This is a genomic window from Buttiauxella sp. A111 (assembly GCF_014189855.1).
GTDB classification, from domain to species: domain Bacteria; phylum Pseudomonadota; class Gammaproteobacteria; order Enterobacterales; family Enterobacteriaceae; genus Buttiauxella; species Buttiauxella selenatireducens.
The window spans coordinates 36,713-56,011 of record NZ_BJFN01000007.1 but is presented as its reverse complement, the minus strand read 5'-3'; the positions used below and the strand labels follow the sequence as shown (position 1 = coordinate 56,011).

Genomic DNA, 19,299 nt, shown 5'->3' with positions numbered 1-19,299 from the left:
ACTGTTGTCCTGCAGTGAGCGTGCGTTGCCCTCACCGCATGGTGAGCAAGGGTCTTCGGGATACAGCAGAATGGTGAACGAGCGCCATCGAGAGATGTCGGTGAACATTGACTATAAACATCAATAAGCGCCCCGTTCCGGATGAGTGAAATTTCGCGCAATCATGGCACCTTCTGCATGACGGTTCAAGGCGATGCTGCTACCTGGAGCACATTATTCGTGCAAACGCACGGCTTATTAATACAAAACCGTTGACGGCAAACGGCCTTTACGGTTTAATGCGCCCCGTTGCCCGGATAGCTCAGTCGGTAGAGCAGGGGATTGAAAATCCCCGTGTCCTTGGTTCGATTCCGAGTCCGGGCACCACTATTTAGAAAAACCAGCCTACGGGCTGGTTTTTTGCTTTCTGGCGTTCAGGTAGATTTCTGGTCGCTCCGGCCCTCAGACAAAGCCACCTTACCTCTTGCACCCTATGTGGACATTTCCCTCTGACAGCACGCTTTATCCTCCGGGCACCATACCGGTATCAGCCATTCCGGCGCCCTGCTCAACTTTAATGAGTAACGTTACTCCAGGACGCTACAAAGTTAAAAGTACGTAGCAATCATTTGCTCCATCTTCTGCTGGTCATCAGCAAACAGGCGTATGCCTTCAGCCAGTTTTTCTACTGCCATCGGGTCAAGGTTGTGCTCCCAGCGGAATTCACTCTCCGACATCCTCTCAGGCAATGCCTTCAGACTGCTCTCGAAATGCAATGTGCGGCATACGGATTGGTGACTTTCCTGCAACTGTTGCAATATCACGGGCGATACCGTCAGTTTGTCACAGCCTGCGAGAGCCATTACCTGTTCAGGGTTTCTGAAACTGGCACCCATCACGATTGTTTTGTAACCATTTGATTTATAGTAGCTGTAGATTTTTCTGACAGACTCTACGCCGGGATCCTCATTTTCCAAAACCTCAGGCTTTCTCGCTTTGTACCAGTCAGAAATACGCCCCACAAATGGAGAAATGAGCGTGACACTAGCCTCAGCGCAGGCTTTTGCCTGAGCGAACGAGAACAACAGCGTCAGATTGCATTGAATGCCCTCTTTCTCCAGTTGCTCTGCCGCCTGAATGCCTTCCCAGGTGGCGGCCAGTTTTATTAAGACCTTATCCTTACTTACGCCATATTCTTCATACAGCGCAATCAGCTCTCTGGCCTTAAGAATACAGGCCTCTTTGTCATATGACAGACGGGCATCGACCTCGGTGGATACGACTCCAGGAACATGTTCGGCAATGTGTTTCCCGACAAGCACGGATACATAGTCGCATACTGCACTAAGCATTTTATCAGTCGGGATTTTCCTGCTGCGGCAAGCAGACACGGCTTCGTGGATGAACTTTTCATAGGCTGGCATTGTAGCCGCCTTGTAGATCAGCGATGGGTTCGTCGTCGCGTCCTGCGGCTTATACTTCACGATGGATTCAATATCACCGCTGTCCACAACAAGCGTTGTTAACTGACTCAGGCTCTGAAACGTATTCATTTTTACTTCCTGTTTCCAATGACTTTTTTGCACGCTGCAATAACGGAGTTGGTTGTCAGACCAAACTCTTCGAACAGTTGCTCAGCAGGTGCTGACTCACCGAAGGTGGTCATGCCTACAACTGCGCCGTTCAGGCCAACGTATTTGTACCAGTAGTCAGCGATGCTGGCTTCGATAGCAACACGGGCAGCAACCGCTTTCGGCAGAACCGCTTCACGGTAAGCCGCATCCTGCTTGTCGAATGCATCAGTAGACGGCATGGAAACCACGCGCGCTTTGATGCCTTCCGCAGTCAGTTGATCCCACGCGGCAACAGCCAGTTCAACTTCAGAACCGGTCGCAATCAGGAGAAGCTCTGGCTGACCTGCACAATCTTTCAGGATGTATGCGCCACGAGCGATATCCGCCAGTTGCTGCTCAGTACGATCCTGCTGTGCCAGGTTCTGACGCGAGAAGATCAGAGCGGTTGGGCCGTCATGACGTTCTACTGCGTATTTCCACGCAACCGCAGATTCAACCTGGTCACATGGGCGCCATGTGCTCATGTTTGGTGTAACGCGCAGGGCAGCAAGCTGCTCTACAGGCTGGTGAGTTGGGCCATCTTCGCCCAGACCAATAGAGTCGTGGGTGTAAACCATCACCTGGCGTTGCTTCATCAATGCTGCCATACGCACCGCGTTACGGGCATATTCAACAAACATCAGGAAGGTAGAGGTGTACGGCAGGAAACCACCGTGCAGCGCGATACCGTTAGCAATCGCCGTCATACCGAATTCACGTACACCGTAATGGATGTAGTTACCGGCCAGGTCTTCATTGATGGCTTTAGAACCAGACCAGATAGTCAGGTTAGAAGGTGCCAGGTCAGCGGAGCCGCCGAGGAATTCTGGCAGCAAATGGCCGAATGCTTCGATGGTGTTCTGGGACGCTTTACGGCTGGCGATTTTTGCCGGGTTAGCTTGCAGGTTCTTGATGAACTCTTGGGCTTTCGCAGCGAACTCAGCAGGCATATCGCCTTTCATACGACGGGTAAATTCTGCCGCTTCCTGTGGGAAGGCTTTTGCGTAAGCGGCGAACTTCTCGTTCCATGCCGCTTCTTTAGCCTGGCCTGCTTCACGCGCATCCCACTGAGCATAAATGTCCTGCGGGATTTCGAATGGCGCGTGTTTCCAGCCCAGCGCTTCACGAGTCAGAGCAATCTCTGCATCACCCAGCGGTGCGCCGTGGGAATCGTGTGTACCGGCTTTGTTTGGAGAACCGAAACCGATGATGGTTTTGCACATCAGCAGTGAAGGTTTGTCGGTAACCGCTTTGGCTTCTTCAACTGCGCGTTTGATTGCGTCAGCATCGTGGCCGTCAACGCCGCGTACGACATGCCAGCCGTAAGCTTCGAAACGTTTAGCCGTATCGTCTGTGAACCAGCCTTCAACGTGGCCGTCGATAGAGATACCGTTGTCATCATAGAAAGCAACCAGTTTACCCAGACCCAGCGTACCCGCCAGAGAGCAAACTTCATGGGAAATGCCTTCCATCATGCAGCCATCACCCAGGAATGCCCAGGTGAAGTGGTCAACAATATCGTGGCCAGGACGGTTGAACTGTGCCGCCATGGTGCGTTCTGCAATTGCCATACCGACTGCGTTCGCAACACCCTGACCCAGTGGGCCAGTGGTGGTTTCTACACCTGCGGTGTAGCCCACTTCCGGGTGACCCGGAGTTTTGGAATGCAGCTGACGGAAGTTTTTCAGTTCTTCAATCGGCAGGTCATAACCTGTGAGGTGCAAAAGGCTGTAAATCAGCATTGAACCATGGCCGTTAGAAAGAACGAAACGGTCGCGGTCAGCCCATGCAGGGTTCTGCGGGTTATGGTTCAGGAAATCGCGCCACAGGACTTCGGCAATGTCGGCCATACCCATAGGGGCACCCGGGTGACCGGATTTGGCTTTTTGTACTGCGTCCATGCTGAGTGCACGAATAGCATTGGCAAGCTCTTTACGAGAGGACATTTTAAACTCCACGTGTAAGGCGTTGAGAAGAAAATCAGTTCTATCTTAATGCTGATATCGGAGGCCAGAATTAACAGGCCATAATTACTTAAGTGACAGACAATAACTGAATGGGTAGTGCCTTATTCGCGCGTCAATAAAAATTAAGCCACGCCCATTATTGGGGTACAATCCAAATCGCTGTCATCACAGGAATAAAAATATATTGACTTCACCATAACAGACAATTATTCACTTCAGGCAGGAAGCGTCTGAACATACTGAAAATAGTGTTATCACGCATACCATATTCATTATTATTCAGCCACCTACCCTGCCATCATACATCCTCAATAAAATTAGCCATCACCTAATTTTTAACAGTTCATCTTAGAATGCACATAACCTATCTTATTTACCTTCGTGGCTACTGATCATCTTATCAATCGTAACCGCCACAATAATCAATGCACCCATAACAATCTGTTGATAGTAGGTCTGTACGTTCATTAAATTAAGAATATTACTGATCACGCCAATAATAAGCCCACCAACCACAACACCGAAGACCCGTCCACGTCCACCAAAGAAGCTGGTGCCGCCGATAATGGCCGAAGCGATTGCGAAGGTCTCAAACCCAACGCCCGCATTAGGTTCAGCTGCTGCGGTACGGGCAACTGTAATCACACCTGAAATCCCCGCACAAATTCCGGAAATCATAAACACAACCAGTGTGTGGTATTTAATATTAATCCCTGAGAACCACGCTGCCTGACTATTACCACCAATAGCGTAAATATTACGACCAAGCTTGGTATGGCGCGTAATAAACCACAGAATTACCGCCGTCAGTAAAGCAATGATTACCGGCACAGGAATAGAAAGTAAGGTTCCGGCAATCGTATCGCCAAACGTCGGATCAAAACCGAATACTGAACGGGCATCAGAGATAATCAGTGTCAGCCCACGATAAACCGCGACAGTGCCAAGTGTAATGATAAAAGGATGCAATCCGGTCATATTAACCAGGAAGCCATTGATTAACCCCAGCAACGCACCGAGCATCACCCCACCGACAATAATGGCTATCCAGAATGGGCAACCCGCCATCATCATCTGTGCAGTCACCATCCCGGTCAGGGCCAGAACAGAACCAACGGATAAATCAATGCCTGCGATTAGAATGGTGAAAAATACACCACAAGCCAGCAGAACCATGACGGAACTTTGTAGCAGAACCTGAATTAAGTTATCACGGCTCAGAAAATATTCCGGCGACAGGATACTTGATATGATGAATAAGCAAATTAACACGCCAACAATGCCATATTCCTGCCACAGTGCTGAGAAATTACGCGAAGTTTTTTTCTCTGCCGATACAATTGCACTCGTCTTATTCATAGGGTACTCCGTCATCAATATTCCGATCAACACACCGTGGCGGCATGCATAATTTTTTCTTCAGTGGCATCCTGGTTATCCAGGCAGGTGACAATCTCTCCATGGCGATAAACCGCGATTCGATCGCAAACAGACAAAAGTTCAGGTAATTCGGAAGAAACCACAATAATCCCACAACCACTGCTGGCAAGATCACGTAAAATGGAGTAAATCTCAGCCTTTGCGCCGATATCAATACCACGTGTTGGTTCATCGAAAATAAACAGATCGCTCTTTGCAGCCAGCCATTTAGCAATAATGGCTTTTTGTTGATTACCACCAGAAAGCTGTGTAATTGCCTGCTTTGAGGAAGTACAGCGAATGTTCAGAGCTGTTTTATATTGCTCTCCCATTTTATTTTCAGCCTGATAATCAAGTCGTTCCAGAGATAATGCATGCCGTGATGATTTTATATAAGGCAGAATTGATATATTTTCCGCGACGCTGAAGTTGTGGAAAAATCCGGTGCGGCGGCGGTCTTCTGTCACAAATGCAATACCAGCACGAATAGCATCAGTTGGATTATTAATATTTAACCGCTTATTATTTAATGTCAGGCTCCCCTGGCTTTTAGGCCGCACACCGAAAATGGTTTCCATCAATTCGCTGCGTCCAGCCCCCATTAACCCGGCGAAACCGAGAATCTCTCCCCGATAAAGTTCGAACGAGACATTATTTACCATGCCATCTTTTGACGAGAGTGCGTCAACGGCAAACACTTTATCGTTCTTATCGATATTCTGGCCGTCTGGTCGCGCGTGATTTAATTCGCGACCCACCATGCGGGCGACCAGCGTTTCAATCGGCGTGGTTTTCGCGTCCCAGGTTCCGACATAGCAGCCATCTTTTAATACCGACACGCGGTCACCGATAACTGGGATCTCTTTCAGTTTGTGGGAAATATATACGATACCAATTCCCGAGCGCCGCAGATCGTTGATGATGATGAATAAACGCGCGACTTCCTCATCATTCAATGATGAGGTCGGTTCATCCATAATAATAATGCGTGGTTCTTCCACCAGGGCTTTGGCGATTTCGACTTGCTGTTTTTCTGAAATAGAAAGTGCACTGACCAGCGTTTGTGGCGGGCGGTTCAGGCCGACGCGTGACATCGCTTTACTGGCCTTTTCACGCATAAGCGCGCGATCAACCACTGAGATCCCCAGGACTCTTCGGGTAGGAATACTGCCGACGAACAGGTTTTCTTCAATTGAAAGATGATCAATAACTGATAATTCCTGATAAATCAGTCTTATACCAAACTTTCGCGACTGGACAGGCGTCAATGATTTCCAGGACTGGTCACCAAGTATAATTTCTCCGGATGTTGGGGCATAGATACCTGACAGAATCTTCATCAGCGTCGACTTTCCTGCGCCGTTCTCTCCCAACAGGACATGGACTTCGCCGGCCTGAATGTCAAAGGTGACATCTTTTAGCGCGACAGTCCCGGAAAACTTTTTCACTACGTCTTTCACCGCGACGAGTCGGGTCATAATCTACCTCATTGAAAAGGTGGGCCTTACTGGGACGAAGCGGAAGTTGCACAGTCCTCGTCGGACTGTGCAATGGGTATTACTCGTTAACCCTGCCGTCTTTGGTCACGATATAGGTATCAACCGGCACGAACTTAGGTTCTGCTTTTGGATCCATTGGCAATTTAGTCGCAATGGCATCGAGCAGCATGTCCAGTCCAGCCGCCCCGATAGCCTGCGGATTCTGGGCAATCGAAGCGGTCAGTTCACCGCGTTTAATCGAGTCACGCGCTTCAGGCGAGGCATCGGTCCCCACGACCATGATTTTGTCAAGCTTCCCGGCATTTTTTACCGCCTGAACAACGCCCAGCGACATAACATCATTAGCGGAATAGATTGCGCGAACATCCGGGTAGCGCTGCAGAAGATTAGCCGTAACGTCCATCGCTTTCACACGATCCCAGTCCCCAGGCTGGCTGGCAACAATCGTCACTTTCGGACCCGTCTCAAAGCCTTTGCTAACCCCACTTTTGCGAGTTTCGCTGGCGAAATAGCCTGGTTTTCCTTCGATAATGGCTACCTTACCGCCTTCCTCGCCAAGCTGTTTGACAATGAATTTCCCCGCTTTTTCCCCCAGCAGTACGTTATCAGTACCGGTGTAGCCCACAATGCTGCCACCTACGGAGCGCAGTTGAGGAATATCAACTTTCTCATCAATATTGACGACGTAGATACCTTTGCTGTTGGCTTTGGCAATAGCACGCACAAGACTGACAGGTGACGTTGGAGCGAGGGCGATACCCTTGTAGTTTTTATTAATTGCATCTTCGAGCAGACGCTGCTGCCCCTGTGGGTCTGCATCGCTGGCAGGTGCAAAGAAATCAACGGTGACACCGCGTTTTTGGGCTTCTTCCTCAATCCCTTGTTTTATCGAAAGGAAAAACGGATCGGAAAGAGATTTCAGGATAACTGCAACATCAGCGGCCATGGCCGACTGCGACATAAGCGATAACAGTACACAGGAGAGAGCAGCATTACGTAATTTCATGGTAGGTTCCTTTTCTTATTGTTACGTTCAGGGCTTTTACAGAGATACAGCGTCGTCAGGAGCGAAAATTTCCATCTCCAGCATGGCGCACAGGCAGTGGTAGGCCGCCAGTGTCATTTCCTGGATACGGTAGGTTTTTTCCGCGGGTAAACGGATGACATTATCGGCGAGATGAGCGAGTACTCCTCCCTTACTACCGGTGATGGCAATGCTTTCCATGCCACAGATTTTTGCGATGCGCACAGCATTGATGACATTTTCGGCATTGCCGGAAGTGCTAAGCGCCAGCAATGTATCTCCAGGTTTGCCATAGCCATACACCTGCTGGGCATAAACCATGTCGGCGGCAACATCATTAATAAATGCGGTACTGAGGCTGGTATGGCTGACCAGTGAAATCGCCGGTAATGCGCCCTGCAGGTGGCTGCTGAGGTACTCTCCCTGTTCCGGCCATGCTGCGGTGATTCTTGCTTTCACACTGTCAGGAAGTTGCCGCGGTAAAACAAATCCTTTCATCAACTCGCCGACGATATGCTCGCAGTCGGATGCACTCCCCCCATTGCCACACAGAAGCAATTTCCCTCCCTTGCGAAAACAGAGCAGCAGGCTTTCCCAGACGCTGACAATTGCTGGTTCACATTCCCGAAGCGCCGGATTATCAGTCATGGTCTGTTGCAGAATACGCAGTGTCATGGTCTTCATGCGTATACCTCCTGGTCGTTAAGCGCCACGGCCAGCGCGGCATAATCGCCCACATTATCCCCAAGCTCTGCTGGTACTACCCGGCATACGGCCAGTGAGGAAGGAAGGCACTCACGGAACAGCACTGAACTGGCGGACGGCCAAAGCAGGTCGTGGCAGCGAGCGAAAATCCCCCCAATGACGATGACCTGAGGATTGAGAATATCGATGATAATGGCCAGGCCTTTGCCCAATGATTCGCCGCTAAGGTGGAAAATCTCCTGAGCCAACTCATCTCCGTCCCGCGCTGCGCTGGCAACAATACGCGCATCAAGTTGTTCAAGTGCTCGTGCATCGGGACAAAACGTTACCGACTGGCCGACCTGGAATTTTTCGTACACTTTGCTCTTCGCAAGTTGTGCAATGCCACCACCGCTGCAATATCCCTCAAAAGAGCCCATTTTTCCGTAACCAACCGGGCCTTGTTCCGTCAGTCTGATATGACCCACTTCACCTGCCATGTCATTGCTGCCAGAATAGAGTTTGCCATTGAGGATCAGGCCAGCACCCAGCCCGGTACCAAAAGTTAAAAACACTGCATTTTCATATCCACGTGCAGCCCCGAATCGCCACTCGGCAAGCGTGCAGGCATTGGCGTCATTCTGTAATTTAACGGGTACATCAAAACGTTTTTGCAAAATATCGACGATGGCGACATTATCCCAGCCGATTAAATTTGGCGGAGATAAAATAAGACCCGCTTTGACATCCAGTGGTCCGCCACAGCTGATACCAATGGCACCTATCTGCCTTTCAGTTAATTCATTGCGGTGTAACACCTCGCTAATAGATAAAATAATTTCGCTAATTATTTTATCCACATCAGTGCTGTCACCCGTGTTGAAAATATGTTTATCAACAAGAATCAGGCCACTTTCATTTATAGCGCCAAGGGAGATTGCACATTTTGTCCCACCTATATCCACGCCAATGAGTTTCTGGTTCATATTACCTCATGAAAATAAAAGTTAACTGGCCATCAGCCCACGCAATCGGGAGCAAACAGGGATAATGCACAGAAGTTATATCGTAAACAAAATAGTTGGTAAACTTGATTTACTAACTATAAATGGTTTTTTTATTAATGTGTGATAAACTTCACAACTGAAAATTCACAGAAAATCAACACCAAAAAAGACAATATAAATCAGCCAGTTACAAAGAAATCATTGCTTTTTTAGTCAATTGTTTTATTTACAAATAAACAAAAGCAGCTTTGCAATCCTAAAAGGAAAATGCTCCAAAAAGGATTGTAATTTATGGTATTGTGACCAATGGAAGACGATTTTCTTGCGATGAACAGAAAGGGTAGCCGTGAATGAATAAAAAAAAAGGATTGAACCTCAATGATGTAAGGGAGGCTAATCGTCTGTCTGTCCTGCGCCTTCTGGCGACCAACAAAATGATGTCCCGCGCAGAGCTTGCTCGTCATACGGGATTGACCAAAATGACTCTTTCAAATCTTATCCAGGATATGATCGCTGAAAATTTGGTTTCTGAGTCAGAACAACTACCTGACGATTATCAGACCGGACGCAAGCCGGTTTTATTAATGATTTCACCCCATTCACCATGTATTTTAGGTGTTCTGATTCGCAGGGATGTATTAACTACAATAGTGAGTGATCTCACCGGAAATATCATTTATAAAAGCATTGCTGAATATCCGTTAACATTAAATAACGACACGCTTGAAATATTAATTTCAGAACAATACTCCCTGGCATTGCAACATACCTCGCGGCCAGTATTCGGTACCGGGATATCCTCTATCGGACCACTTGATGAAAATAAAGGTGTTCTGTTGCACCCGCCTGAATTTGGTGATGTTTATCATTTTAATGCCGTAGAAGTGATTGCAAAATTAACGCAAGCTCCGGTCTTACTGATTAATGATGCTAATGCCGCAGCACTGGCTGAAAAACTATACGGAATAGGCAAAGGATGCATTAATTATATTTATGTGCATCTGATGAATGGTATTGGTGCTGGTCTGGTACTTAACGGAAAAATCCACACCGGGAATGTTGGGCAAAGCGGTGAAATTGGTCACACTTCAATTAATTTCGAGGGACCAGTCTGCTCCTGTGGAAATCGCGGTTGCCTGGATTATTACACCAATATTCATAATTTGCGTAAACGCGTCGCGACTCTGGTCGAGTTGAATCCTGCCTCACGACTTGTTCAGTTGGAAACACCTACACTGGCCGATATTATCGATGCTACCCATGAACAGGATCCCCTTGCAGTTCAAGTTCTTGATGAGTTTTGTCGTTTTCTGACATGGTCCCTGACCAATGCCCTGTCATTGATTGACAGTGACTTTATTATTATCGGCTATGAGAAAAGTGTGCCTGGATGTTTTATCGAAGAGACACTGATGGCTAATATCAATAATGCACCCGGTTTTAATGAAAACAGACAAGTGTCAATTGTCCATTCCAGCTTTGGTGCTAATGCCCCATTGGTTGGGGCGATTGCCGTTATCGGTGAATATATCTTCAGTGGTCAGATTAAACTTACTACAGAATAACAATGGACTCATATCCACGATAATCCCAGGCACTATATTGAGAACTACTTTCTCAATTCCGAGGCAATACTGTTGGCCGACATGAGTTTCGGCCAAGACTTCAAAGTGCGATCTGACAAGGGTTTTTAAAATCCCCGTGTCCTTGGTTCGATTACTCGTCGCTTCCCTGCGACTCACCCTGACGGGCCAGCGCAAGCGCTGTTCAAAAACGTTCCCGACGTTTTTGTCCGAGTCCGGGCGCCACTAATTTAGAAAAACCAGCCTTAGGGCTGGTTTTTTGCTTTCTGGCGTTGAAAATATTAACTCTTCCCCGTATTCACAACCTGCCCAAACCCCTTCCCTTCAAGTTCTGCATCCGGTGCGGCGAAGAAATCGATATTGAAATAAGTGTCTTCTGTCAGCAATTCAATGCGATGCCAGTACTGCGGAGGACTGACACCAAAGCGCCCTTCTTCGATAATCACTTCGATTTCAGCAACGGTGTCATTTTCATTTTTAAAACCAATATATTTGACCGCGCCGCGCATTACTGACAGGCGCCCATAGACATCTTTTTTGGTGTTGTGGTGAGTGAGCAGGGCTTTTGGAACGGAGTCTTTGCTCCAGAAAGGTGTGGAACGAGTGTGTTTGTAATCTGCCGGGATGCGATGTGCCATGGTGTTCTCCAGATTTAAAAAGTGTCTGGGTAAGATAGAGCAACATACATGCCAGTTATTTATTATATTATTATTTAAGCACTTATAAGAATTCAGTTAATCTTATAAGTCATTATGACAATACAAAAAACAGTCAAAACGACAACGTAATGTCATTTTGACTGTTTCAATCATTAACTACTGCGCCACCTGAATAACCTCTTCAGACTCTTTATGCGCAGTGACCTCGTCATGAGTTAGCCACAGTGGTTTACGACCAAACGTTTTATACATCTCAAGCTGATCGCGATAATGCTTCGCAGGTGTACCGTCAGGGGCGACGAACCCACTTTGCCCTGGCGCAACAACATCCCACGCTTGCACTTCCTCACCTTGCGCACCAAATACAATCATGTCGTTTTCGGTACCACGGTTTTGATACTCCGCCTGGTGCACAGCTTCATCAGCATTTGCCTGAGGGACACCAAAGAAGTTATTCGCTCTAAAGGTCAGCGGCATCGCCGGAGTTTTCCAGCTTCCCGGTTGGGTTCCGTAACGTTGTGAGAGTTGCTGCCAGGACTCTTCCAGAGCGTTTCTGACAACTTCATCCGGTGATTTTCCGCCAAAGAGATCGACCGCCTGCGGAACTGGCGAACGCGAGCCTTGTAATGCCTCATACAGAATTTTGGCTCCCACGCTGATATTCAGTGACCCCGTCGGGCCATCTTGCGTCGTTTCATAACCGCTTGCGCTGTACCACTTGTTAAACGGCTCAGGAACGGCTGCGACAACCGTTTTTTTCAGCATGCTGGTCAGCCAGGCGTTTAATATCGCAGAGCCCGGATGCTGCCAGGTTTTGTCATCTGCATTCATTTGATTGTTGCCATTCCAGCTTGCAAGCAAGTCGGCAAGCTGACGGCGCGGATCATTGCCCGGCAATCCTTGAACCGCCTGTTTAATGGACGGCAGGAACAGACGTAAATTCAGATCCTGGCGGCTGGTCTTCGCAATAATGCCCCATGCCTGTTCATGTGTGAGTTTCGGCTGTTCATCGATAAGCTTTTTGATCTCATCCACTCGATCTGCACCCCCCCACAGAAAAGCAAAAAGATCCGACGCCGGATAAGCCTCTTCTGGCGCATTGTTCCAGTTTGCGATGTAGCCCGATTTCGGATTGTAAATTTGTGGATTGCTGGAGAAAGGTAAGATGCCATCCCAGTCCCACTCACCCGTTCCTGGAACCGGCAGACGAGGATCGTGCCCAGGCTTGCGCTGCGGATACGCACCAGTGTGTACATAACCGATATTTCCCTGTTTATCGGCGTAATACCAGTTGATGGTCAGAGCCTGATTTGCTGCTTGATGAGTCCACTGCGACCAGGTTTTTGCCTGCATCTGATGCGTCCAGGCCAGTAATGACGCGACTTCTTTGCCTTCCCAGGCGCGGGATTTTGCATATGCGGTGGAAGTTTGCAGATCGTTTTGAATTACGTTTCCGTGAACGGTCCGGTAGAGGGTAATAGAAACCGGTGCACCATCTTTCACATTGATCGTGTCGGTGCGACTGAGCATTTTCACCCACTGCCCTTGATGCTGGTAATAGTCAGGCCGCTTGGGATCGACTTTCTCCGCGAAAATATCCACATCATCCCCAAACCCTGCGGTTGCCCCCCAGGAGATCGTGCCGTTATGCCCAAACACCAGGCCGGGATAGGCAAATGGGGTGTTGCCGACAACATCATATCCCGCTCCGTGCAGACCGATACCATAGGTGTATGCAGGTACGTACCAGCCAAACTGCGGTCCGTTAACCATTATGGACTTTGCATCCGCAGCTTTTGCTTTGCCAATCACCCACATATTACTGGTGGTTGGAAAACCCGCGAGGCCATTCGCGCCACTTCGGGCAAATTGTTCTTCGATAACCTGCTTATTTTGCTCACGACTCAGCGCAAGCAAGGCACCATCATTGCCCTTCGCCAGCCTTTCAAGCATCGGTGGGGTTTGGTCGTAACGCGGTAAATTATAGGCAAGCTGCGTGGCCTGATTGGTAAGCTTATACGGATAGCGATGCTCTGCGGGTTCGATGGTTGTTGCCGCTGACGGGTTAACTAACCATTTGATTTGGTTAAATACCCCCATCCCCTGCTTTTCACCATATTTATCTTGGAGCGCGTTATACAGAGCAAGGTTATCAATTTCACTGGTGCTGTCAGAGAAGCGGTTAGCCATCGTACCAACAAAGATCATCGCCACATCAAAAGGCTGCCAGTGCTGAGGCTTAAAGCCAAGCGTAGAAAACTCTTTTGGCAGTAGTTTGTCAGGCTCGGCATTGATCTTATCGATCCAGGCGTTCATGCCATCGGCATAGCCCTGAAGAATCGCTTTTTCTTCCGCAGGTAACGCTTCAATCTGAGCATGAATACTGGCAGGCCAGTAGTTAAGTCGGATGTCCTTATCAAATTCGAGATACTTTTTGCCCAGCACTTCCGCGACGGTTCCCTGCGTGCTGCGGCGTGCCATTTCCATTTGAAAAAGCCTGTCCTGTGCCACGACGTAGCCATAGCCATAAAACAGGTTTCGGGTGTCGTTGGCATAAATATGGGGAACCCCATATTCATCACGAATGATTTTTACCTCCTTGCTTTGTTCCGCTGCCATCCCTTGTGCACACCACAACGCAGCCGCCCCTGCCATAAAGCAACTCACAATAAGGCCATTTTTATTTTTCATTGTATCCTCTTACGGGTGAAAGACTCGCAAAACGATACTAGCAACGGAGCGAGTAATATCCATTTACAGCACCCAGTTTTAGATAAAATCGTGAGCGTGGTAACTAAATTTGTCATTCATTTTTTCTAATTTAATGAATAAATATGAATCATTAATTCTTGTTCCCACTGCTAAGTTCTGTCATTTCTGGACATGTCGTACTTGCGCCTGGTGGGCTATATATTGGGTGGAGTGATTAACGGAAATCCCCCCATGATGCGGCTGACGATGATCCTGCTTGGCGTTGATTTTCTGCGTTCCCACTGGCGCGGGCTGCGCCGTTTCGGTTGGATTACACTCATTGCCGGAGTGGTCGTTATTCTGGATGCTTTAGATAGCTCGCTGTTTTTCCCTCTCGAACCCTTCGCCTGTCTGTTGCTTTTAGAAGGCGCGGCAACATTGATGGTGGCCCACAGCGGCATGGGTGGGCAACGCCTGTTGCGCTACGTGAAAGGCGCGGCATTTACCGTTGCGGCGCTATTGATTCTGGCGGGTCATCACCACGGTAACTTCGTGTTGTCGATGATCTTCGGCCTGTTGTTTTTATTCGATGGCGCTCTGCAAATTGCTTCAGCCGTGGTCGTACGTTATCGCCGATGGCGACCTGCTTTATGGGGAGGTATTGTCGAAATTTTACTGGCGATATTTTTCTTCCAGCCATGGCCTACATACTATGAAGGGACGGTTCCTTATTGCCTGGGTTTAGGTTTAGCATTTGCCGGCTGGAACCTGTTTATTCTCGCCAATCGCGTTAAAAATGCCGCAGAAAACCCGGGCCTCAAAGGCGCTGTATTTATGGAAGAAGCCGATCATCTTCCACCTGACATTGTGGAGTGGAACGGTCCGCCGGACGACGACGAAAAAGCGCTGACTGTGCATGTCTGGACTCCCGTAGGCTCGGCCCCCGGTGAGACGCTTCCCCGTCCCGTCATTAACCGCTATATCGCAGCGGTAGACCGCAATGGCGTTATCTCGACTGGCCACGCGGCACTTGAATCCCCAGGGGGCATTTACATTAGCCTCTATCCTGCTGAACTCATTGATCAGTCCCCCGATGAGTTTGCTCGCCTGTTACGGGCTACGCCAGAAAACAATGTCCCGGGAATTTTCCAACCGGATTATGCGACCGAGGCCGCAAAGTGGTGCCCATCGACAAGAAAGGTCCGCATTCGTAATTACAGCGAAGCACGGCTTAAAGATTTTTGGGAAACGTATCGGAAGAATGAATCCTACAACCTGACCCACAGAAACTGCTCGAGCAGCGTGGCGCGTGCATTAGAAGCGGCGCTTGAGGGTGCGGTCGGCAGGCTGTGGCATAAACGTGGATTCTGGGTCGCGATGGGAAAACTGATGTCGACACCGGAGCTTTGGGTCGCGTTGCAACTTCGCAAACGTGCCGAAACAATGGCCTGGACGCCGGGTCTGGTACTGGATTATGCCCGCGCTCTGAGCATGCTCGCCGACCCACGTCCAACCGGTTGGTTAAATACTACAGGGCGAGCGGTGAAAAAAATGCTCCATCGCCGCATTGCGTGGGGAAAAGGTAAAAGCGGCGAAGATGTGGCAAAAGATTAGCGTTCAATATCACCCCATCACTTTAAGACGGCGTGCCGTTTCGTAATGATCAACCCAATAATGATTTGCAAGCGATGACATCGTCACACCTTCACTGCTCGACGCGTGAATAAACTTATTATCCCCCACGTAAACCCCAACGTGACGCTGTCCTGGGGACGTTTTAAAAAAGACTAAATCACCAGGCTTGAGCGTTTCCTTACTGACCTGCTGGCCATTATGAATTTGCTGTGTGGTCGTTCTTGGCAGCGACTGACCAAATGAAGCACTGAATATTTTCTGCATCAACGCTGAACAATCCACACCATTGTGCGTCGTTCCGCCAAGGTGATAACGCGTTCCTTTCCAGTTTGAATATTGTGACAATATTGCCGAACGGATATTTTCAGCATCACTACCATTTGTCATTTTTATAAAATTATCTTTTTCAGAAAAACTATTTTTGTGAGAAATAGATTTTATTCCTAATGATGCAAACTCCTTTGGCATATTAAAAGCAAAAGAATTGGTGCTAACAATTAAAGGTGCAACAAAAAAGACCAGAGCTACGAGATGTTTAATGCGAGGCATAAGTCATATCTTTCAAATTCGGGCAAACAAACCATTGCCTGATTGATGGCAACGGGACGAACAACTCCTTTTGGGTGAGCAAATAATAACCACTGAGTGAAAATTATCCAATGTTCATTCAGTCCAATAATAGACCCTGACTTTTTAACCTTAAAAACAGCTTGATAGAGATTCAAGCTGCTTGTGAAAATGCTTACACGTTGGCCAGATCGACTTCGGGACGTTGATAATGCGGCCACACCAAAGCCACCAGCTCTGGGTAAGCATGATGACTGAACTCATCGAAGCACTGGCGTAAATTCAGGACTTCAATATCAGCAAAGGGTACTTTTTCACCTTCAGCGCAGCGTTTGCGCAGGTTATCGTAGTAACGATAAATGGCAGAGTTTAAGTCACTGCAACGCCGCTGGGCATTAAACAGTTCACGATTCGCACTTAGCTCATCGATTCGCATCTGCTTTATCGTGGCATAGGCGAAATCAACATATTCATGGCTCACTCGCCAATAATAGTCCGGGGTAATTTTCGAAATAAGCGTCGCAAAGTAATCTTCACGTTCGTCATTGTCAGAGAAATTTAATTTAGGGGAAACGGGCGGGATTGGATTCACTCTGGCGCGGGGTTTCTCACGCATTAACACTAATACGCCGCACAACAACAACAGTATTAATACAATAGAATAAAAGACGCTTTGCATGGAGGCTCCTGTTTTTTTTATAGTAATTTTGAGGCAATATATTGTCAACGTCACACGTAGTTTCTATGAACTTCATTCTGTTGATTTAAAAGGATATCGTTAATGCTGCCCAACAACCTGGTGCCAGTAATCCTCCCTGTTCTACAGGTTGAAATTACTCAATCAGCAGAAGATAGCGCCCTAAATCCAATTCCTCGGGATAATCTTTTAGATCTAGAGAAAACGATTCTCAGCGCCAATCATTACGCTGGGCAGGCAAAAAATACCCTGCTTGAAGAAAACGATCGCCATTTAAAAGACCATTTATTTTGTGCGGTAAAAATTGAAGCAATGGTGACTGTATTAAATGAACTAATAGAACAAGAAAAAATCAGCCCTGCCGATTTGCAAATGCTAATAGAAGATAAAAAATTGCAGATAAGTCAGCATTCACAGCAAATCTGGGTCAATCAGTTAACCCGGGAAAAAAGCTGGCCGCTATTTTATTCCCTCGACGAGTAAGCTCAATGTCAGATGTACAGCACCCCATTCAGCACGATACCGCTACCTCGAATGATGCATCACCTGAGAACACGTTATTGCGTGATAATATCGCTGCTCTGGTGGCCATAAAAAATGAAAATATTGCTCGTTTCACGGAAGGGAAAATTAACATTACTTCAGCGCTGGTTGAGCAAAAGTGGCACAACCGCCATCAAATGTTTCCTTATCGCATGAAAGAAGAAATTTACGGCTCTGTACTCAGTGAAATTCTGGCTCATCAACCGCGGATGAAAAACGTGATTCTTGCCCGGCTTGAGGCGGTTTATCAGCAACTGAGAAATGAGGAAGCCCAAACGCTGTCGCGGACTCGTGCCCTGCTGGAAAACAGCTATAAAACACCGAATTTGTAATGAAAAGCGGCCTGGTTAGTACAACTAACAGGCCGCTTAAAAATAGTGATATTTGACGAGGTTACTGAGGTTTCGTGACTTCTTGCCCAACCAGACCAATCTTCAGATACCCTGCCTGATGCAGCGTATCCATCACATTCATCATCGTTTCGTAATCAACCGATTTGTCTGCGCGGAAGAAAATCGTCGTGTCTTTCTTGCCTTCAGTCGCCGCCATCAACGCATTGATCATACTTTCTTTGGTCACTTCATCGTTGCCGATAAACATGGTGCGATCGGCTTTGACAGAAAGATAGACCGGCTTTTCAGGACGCGGTTGTGGCTGGCTTGAAGAGGCAGGAAGGTTAACCTTCACATCGACTGTTGCCAGCGGCGCGGCCACCATAAAGATAATCAGCAGTACCAACATGACATCGATAAACGGTGTCACGTTGATTTCATGCATTTCACCGTTATCGTCGAGATTTTCGTTAAGACGCAAAGCCATGAGATCAACCTACACGCAGTTTCTGAGCCGTACGTACCGGGCGAGCGTGAGAACTGGCTTCTAAATCCAGGTCACGGCTTTGCAGCAGTAAAACTTGTGCCGCAACGTCACCCAGAGAAGCTTTATAGCCGCCAATCACACGGGCAAACACGTTGTAGATAACCACCGCAGGAATGGCTGCAACCAGGCCGATAGCCGTTGCCAACAATGCTTCTGCAATACCCGGTGCAACAACAGCAAGGTTAGTGGTTTGCGATTGTGCAATACCAATAAAGCTGTTCATGATGCCCCAGACTGTACCAAACAGACCGACGAACGGCGAAATTGCACCGATGGTCGCGAGAAAACCGTTACCGCGTCCCATGTGTCGACCCACCGCCGCAACGCGACGCTCAAGGCGGAAACCGGTACGCTCTTTTATGCCTTCGTTATCTTCGCTGCCAGTGGAAAGCTCAAGCTCATTCTGCGCTTCATTGATCAGCATCGTGCTCAGGCTTTTCGCATCAAACGCTTCAGCCATATCACTGGCTTCATCCAGAGAGCGGGCATTAGCCAGTTGCTGCTGCTCACGCTTCAGACGGCGTTTTTGCGACATCAACTCAACACTTTTGCTAAAGAAGATTGCCCAAGTGACGACAGAGGCCAGAATCAGGCCGATCATCACAATTTTTACCACGATGTCAGCATGCTGATACATGCCCCAGACAGAGAGGTCTGTCTGCATCAAATTATTCGTCACTCTTACTCTCCACCACGAAATAATACAAAAACTGTGCGCAATAATATCAAAACGACATCGAATTGATAGTAGTTCTCATTAGTATTTAAAGAGTGCCTGAAATTGTCCATGGATTCCTTGCGCTTACGCAGCAAAAGCATGATAAGTTAGTTTTGGACATCCAGATGGGTAAAT

The 19,299-nt window shown here is 48.0% G+C and carries 17 protein-coding genes and 1 tRNA gene; 5 read left to right on the top strand and 13 right to left on the bottom strand.

The features are described 5' to 3' along the window. The first annotated feature begins 290 nt into the window (after positions 1-290). Positions 291-366, top strand: a tRNA-Phe gene (locus BSPA111_RS19215). 221 nt (positions 367-587) lie between these two features. Here the strand turns inward: BSPA111_RS19215 and tal are convergent. From tal to BSPA111_RS19180, 7 genes are all read right to left on the bottom strand, one after another. Then, positions 588-1,532: a transaldolase gene (tal, locus tag BSPA111_RS19210; RefSeq protein WP_183272749.1), complete on the bottom strand. Its 945-nt coding sequence runs from the start codon at positions 1,530-1,532 to the stop codon at positions 588-590. 2 nt (positions 1,533-1,534) lie between these two features. Then, positions 1,535-3,538, bottom strand: coding sequence for a transketolase (gene tkt / locus BSPA111_RS19205; protein WP_183272748.1), 2,004 nt, complete (start codon positions 3,536-3,538; stop codon positions 1,535-1,537). A 390-nt stretch (positions 3,539-3,928) separates the two neighbouring features. Next, entirely contained in the window at positions 3,929-4,918 is a 990-nt protein-coding gene (gene alsC / locus BSPA111_RS19200) for a D-allose ABC transporter permease (RefSeq protein ID WP_183272747.1), read from the bottom strand. 26 nt (positions 4,919-4,944) lie between these two features. Continuing rightward, positions 4,945-6,456: a sugar ABC transporter ATP-binding protein gene (locus BSPA111_RS19195; protein ID WP_183272746.1), complete on the bottom strand. Its 1,512-nt coding sequence runs from the start codon at positions 6,454-6,456 to the stop codon at positions 4,945-4,947. 79 nt (positions 6,457-6,535) lie between these two features. Further along, positions 6,536-7,483, bottom strand: a complete 948-nt coding sequence (gene alsB, locus BSPA111_RS19190; protein WP_183272745.1) for a D-allose transporter substrate-binding protein — start codon at positions 7,481-7,483, stop codon at positions 6,536-6,538. Between the two features lie 36 nt (positions 7,484-7,519). After that, on the bottom strand, positions 7,520-8,185 hold the full coding sequence (locus BSPA111_RS19185) for an SIS domain-containing protein (protein WP_221200575.1): 666 nt from the start codon (positions 8,183-8,185) through the stop codon (positions 7,520-7,522). Further along, positions 8,182-9,171 carry an ROK family protein gene (locus BSPA111_RS19180; protein ID WP_183272744.1) on the bottom strand — a complete coding sequence of 330 codons (990 nt, stop codon included), beginning with the start codon at positions 9,169-9,171 and terminating at the stop codon, positions 8,182-8,184. The genes BSPA111_RS19185 and BSPA111_RS19180 overlap by 4 nt, the downstream gene beginning before the upstream one ends. Before the next feature lie 371 nt (positions 9,172-9,542). Here BSPA111_RS19180 and BSPA111_RS19175 point away from each other — a divergent pair, with 371 nt between their 5' ends. Further along, positions 9,543-10,757 carry an ROK family transcriptional regulator gene (locus BSPA111_RS19175; RefSeq protein ID WP_183272743.1) on the top strand — a complete coding sequence of 405 codons (1,215 nt, stop codon included), beginning with the start codon at positions 9,543-9,545 and terminating at the stop codon, positions 10,755-10,757. 299 nt (positions 10,758-11,056) lie between these two features. Here the strand turns inward: BSPA111_RS19175 and BSPA111_RS19170 are convergent, their stop codons facing one another. Further along, positions 11,057-11,413: a DUF1971 domain-containing protein gene (locus BSPA111_RS19170; RefSeq protein WP_183272742.1), complete on the bottom strand. Its 357-nt coding sequence runs from the start codon at positions 11,411-11,413 to the stop codon at positions 11,057-11,059. A gap of 177 nt (positions 11,414-11,590) precedes the next feature. Further along, positions 11,591-14,125 (bottom strand): penicillin acylase family protein, encoded by a 2,535-nt coding sequence (locus BSPA111_RS19165; protein WP_183272741.1) that lies wholly within the window; start codon positions 14,123-14,125, stop codon positions 11,591-11,593. A gap of 252 nt (positions 14,126-14,377) precedes the next feature. Here BSPA111_RS19165 and BSPA111_RS19160 point away from each other — a divergent pair, with 252 nt between their 5' ends. Beyond that, a complete protein-coding gene (locus BSPA111_RS19160) occupies positions 14,378-15,739 on the top strand; it encodes an HdeD family acid-resistance protein (protein WP_255459311.1) in 1,362 nt (453 codons plus the stop codon). Between the two features lie 9 nt (positions 15,740-15,748). On the opposite strand, the gene BSPA111_RS19155 is transcribed toward BSPA111_RS19160, so the two are convergent. Both BSPA111_RS19155 and BSPA111_RS19150 read right to left on the bottom strand, forming a co-directional pair. Further along, positions 15,749-16,309, bottom strand: a complete 561-nt coding sequence (locus tag BSPA111_RS19155; protein ID WP_183272739.1) for an NlpC/P60 family protein — start codon at positions 16,307-16,309, stop codon at positions 15,749-15,751. A 193-nt stretch (positions 16,310-16,502) separates the two neighbouring features. Further along, positions 16,503-17,006, bottom strand: a complete 504-nt coding sequence (locus BSPA111_RS19150; protein WP_183272738.1) for an ESA_00282 family adhesion-associated protein — start codon at positions 17,004-17,006, stop codon at positions 16,503-16,505. A gap of 102 nt (positions 17,007-17,108) precedes the next feature. On the opposite strand from BSPA111_RS19150, the gene BSPA111_RS19145 reads away from it, so the two are divergent. Together BSPA111_RS19145 and BSPA111_RS19140 are read left to right on the top strand one after the other, a co-directional pair. Continuing rightward, positions 17,109-17,507, top strand: a complete 399-nt coding sequence (locus BSPA111_RS19145; RefSeq protein ID WP_183272737.1) for a hypothetical protein — start codon at positions 17,109-17,111, stop codon at positions 17,505-17,507. 5 nt (positions 17,508-17,512) lie between these two features. Next, a complete protein-coding gene (locus tag BSPA111_RS19140; RefSeq protein ID WP_183272736.1) occupies positions 17,513-17,899 on the top strand; it encodes a cytoplasmic protein in 387 nt (128 codons plus the stop codon). A 61-nt stretch (positions 17,900-17,960) separates the two neighbouring features. On the opposite strand, the gene exbD is transcribed toward BSPA111_RS19140, so the two are convergent. Continuing rightward, positions 17,961-18,386, bottom strand: coding sequence for a TonB system transport protein ExbD (gene exbD, locus BSPA111_RS19135; protein WP_183272735.1), 426 nt, complete (start codon positions 18,384-18,386; stop codon positions 17,961-17,963). A 4-nt stretch (positions 18,387-18,390) separates the two neighbouring features. Next, complete coding sequence (gene exbB / locus BSPA111_RS19130) at positions 18,391-19,125, bottom strand: tol-pal system-associated acyl-CoA thioesterase (protein ID WP_183272734.1); 735 nt, start codon at positions 19,123-19,125, stop codon at positions 18,391-18,393. Positions 19,126-19,299: the final 174 nt, after the last annotated feature.

Bases quoted from the DNA above. Each gene is read 5' to 3' on its own strand.
- BSPA111_RS19160 (WP_255459311.1), top strand. From the start codon at position 14,378: ATGATGCGGCTGACGATGATCCTGCTTGGCGTTGATTTTCTGCGTTCC.
- alsC (WP_183272747.1), bottom strand. From the start codon at position 4,918: ATGAATAAGACGAGTGCAATTGTATCGGCAGAGAAAAAAACTTCGCGT.
- alsB (WP_183272745.1), bottom strand. From the start codon at position 7,483: ATGAAATTACGTAATGCTGCTCTCTCCTGTGTACTGTTATCGCTTATG.
- tkt (WP_183272748.1), bottom strand. From the start codon at position 3,538: ATGTCCTCTCGTAAAGAGCTTGCCAATGCTATTCGTGCACTCAGCATG.
- BSPA111_RS19185 (WP_221200575.1), bottom strand. From the start codon at position 8,185: ATGAAGACCATGACACTGCGTATTCTGCAACAGACCATGACTGATAAT.
- BSPA111_RS19150 (WP_183272738.1), bottom strand. From the start codon at position 17,006: ATGCAAAGCGTCTTTTATTCTATTGTATTAATACTGTTGTTGTTGTGC.
- tal (WP_183272749.1), bottom strand. From the start codon at position 1,532: ATGAATACGTTTCAGAGCCTGAGTCAGTTAACAACGCTTGTTGTGGAC.
- BSPA111_RS19145 (WP_183272737.1), top strand. From the start codon at position 17,109: ATGCTGCCCAACAACCTGGTGCCAGTAATCCTCCCTGTTCTACAGGTT.
- BSPA111_RS19175 (WP_183272743.1), top strand. From the start codon at position 9,543: ATGAATAAAAAAAAAGGATTGAACCTCAATGATGTAAGGGAGGCTAAT.
- BSPA111_RS19195 (WP_183272746.1), bottom strand. From the start codon at position 6,456: ATGACCCGACTCGTCGCGGTGAAAGACGTAGTGAAAAAGTTTTCCGGG.
- BSPA111_RS19170 (WP_183272742.1), bottom strand. From the start codon at position 11,413: ATGGCACATCGCATCCCGGCAGATTACAAACACACTCGTTCCACACCT.
- BSPA111_RS19155 (WP_183272739.1), bottom strand. From the start codon at position 16,309: ATGCCTCGCATTAAACATCTCGTAGCTCTGGTCTTTTTTGTTGCACCT.
- BSPA111_RS19180 (WP_183272744.1), bottom strand. From the start codon at position 9,171: ATGAACCAGAAACTCATTGGCGTGGATATAGGTGGGACAAAATGTGCA.
- BSPA111_RS19165 (WP_183272741.1), bottom strand. From the start codon at position 14,125: ATGAAAAATAAAAATGGCCTTATTGTGAGTTGCTTTATGGCAGGGGCG.
- exbD (WP_183272735.1), bottom strand. From the start codon at position 18,386: ATGGCTTTGCGTCTTAACGAAAATCTCGACGATAACGGTGAAATGCAT.
- BSPA111_RS19140 (WP_183272736.1), top strand. From the start codon at position 17,513: ATGTCAGATGTACAGCACCCCATTCAGCACGATACCGCTACCTCGAAT.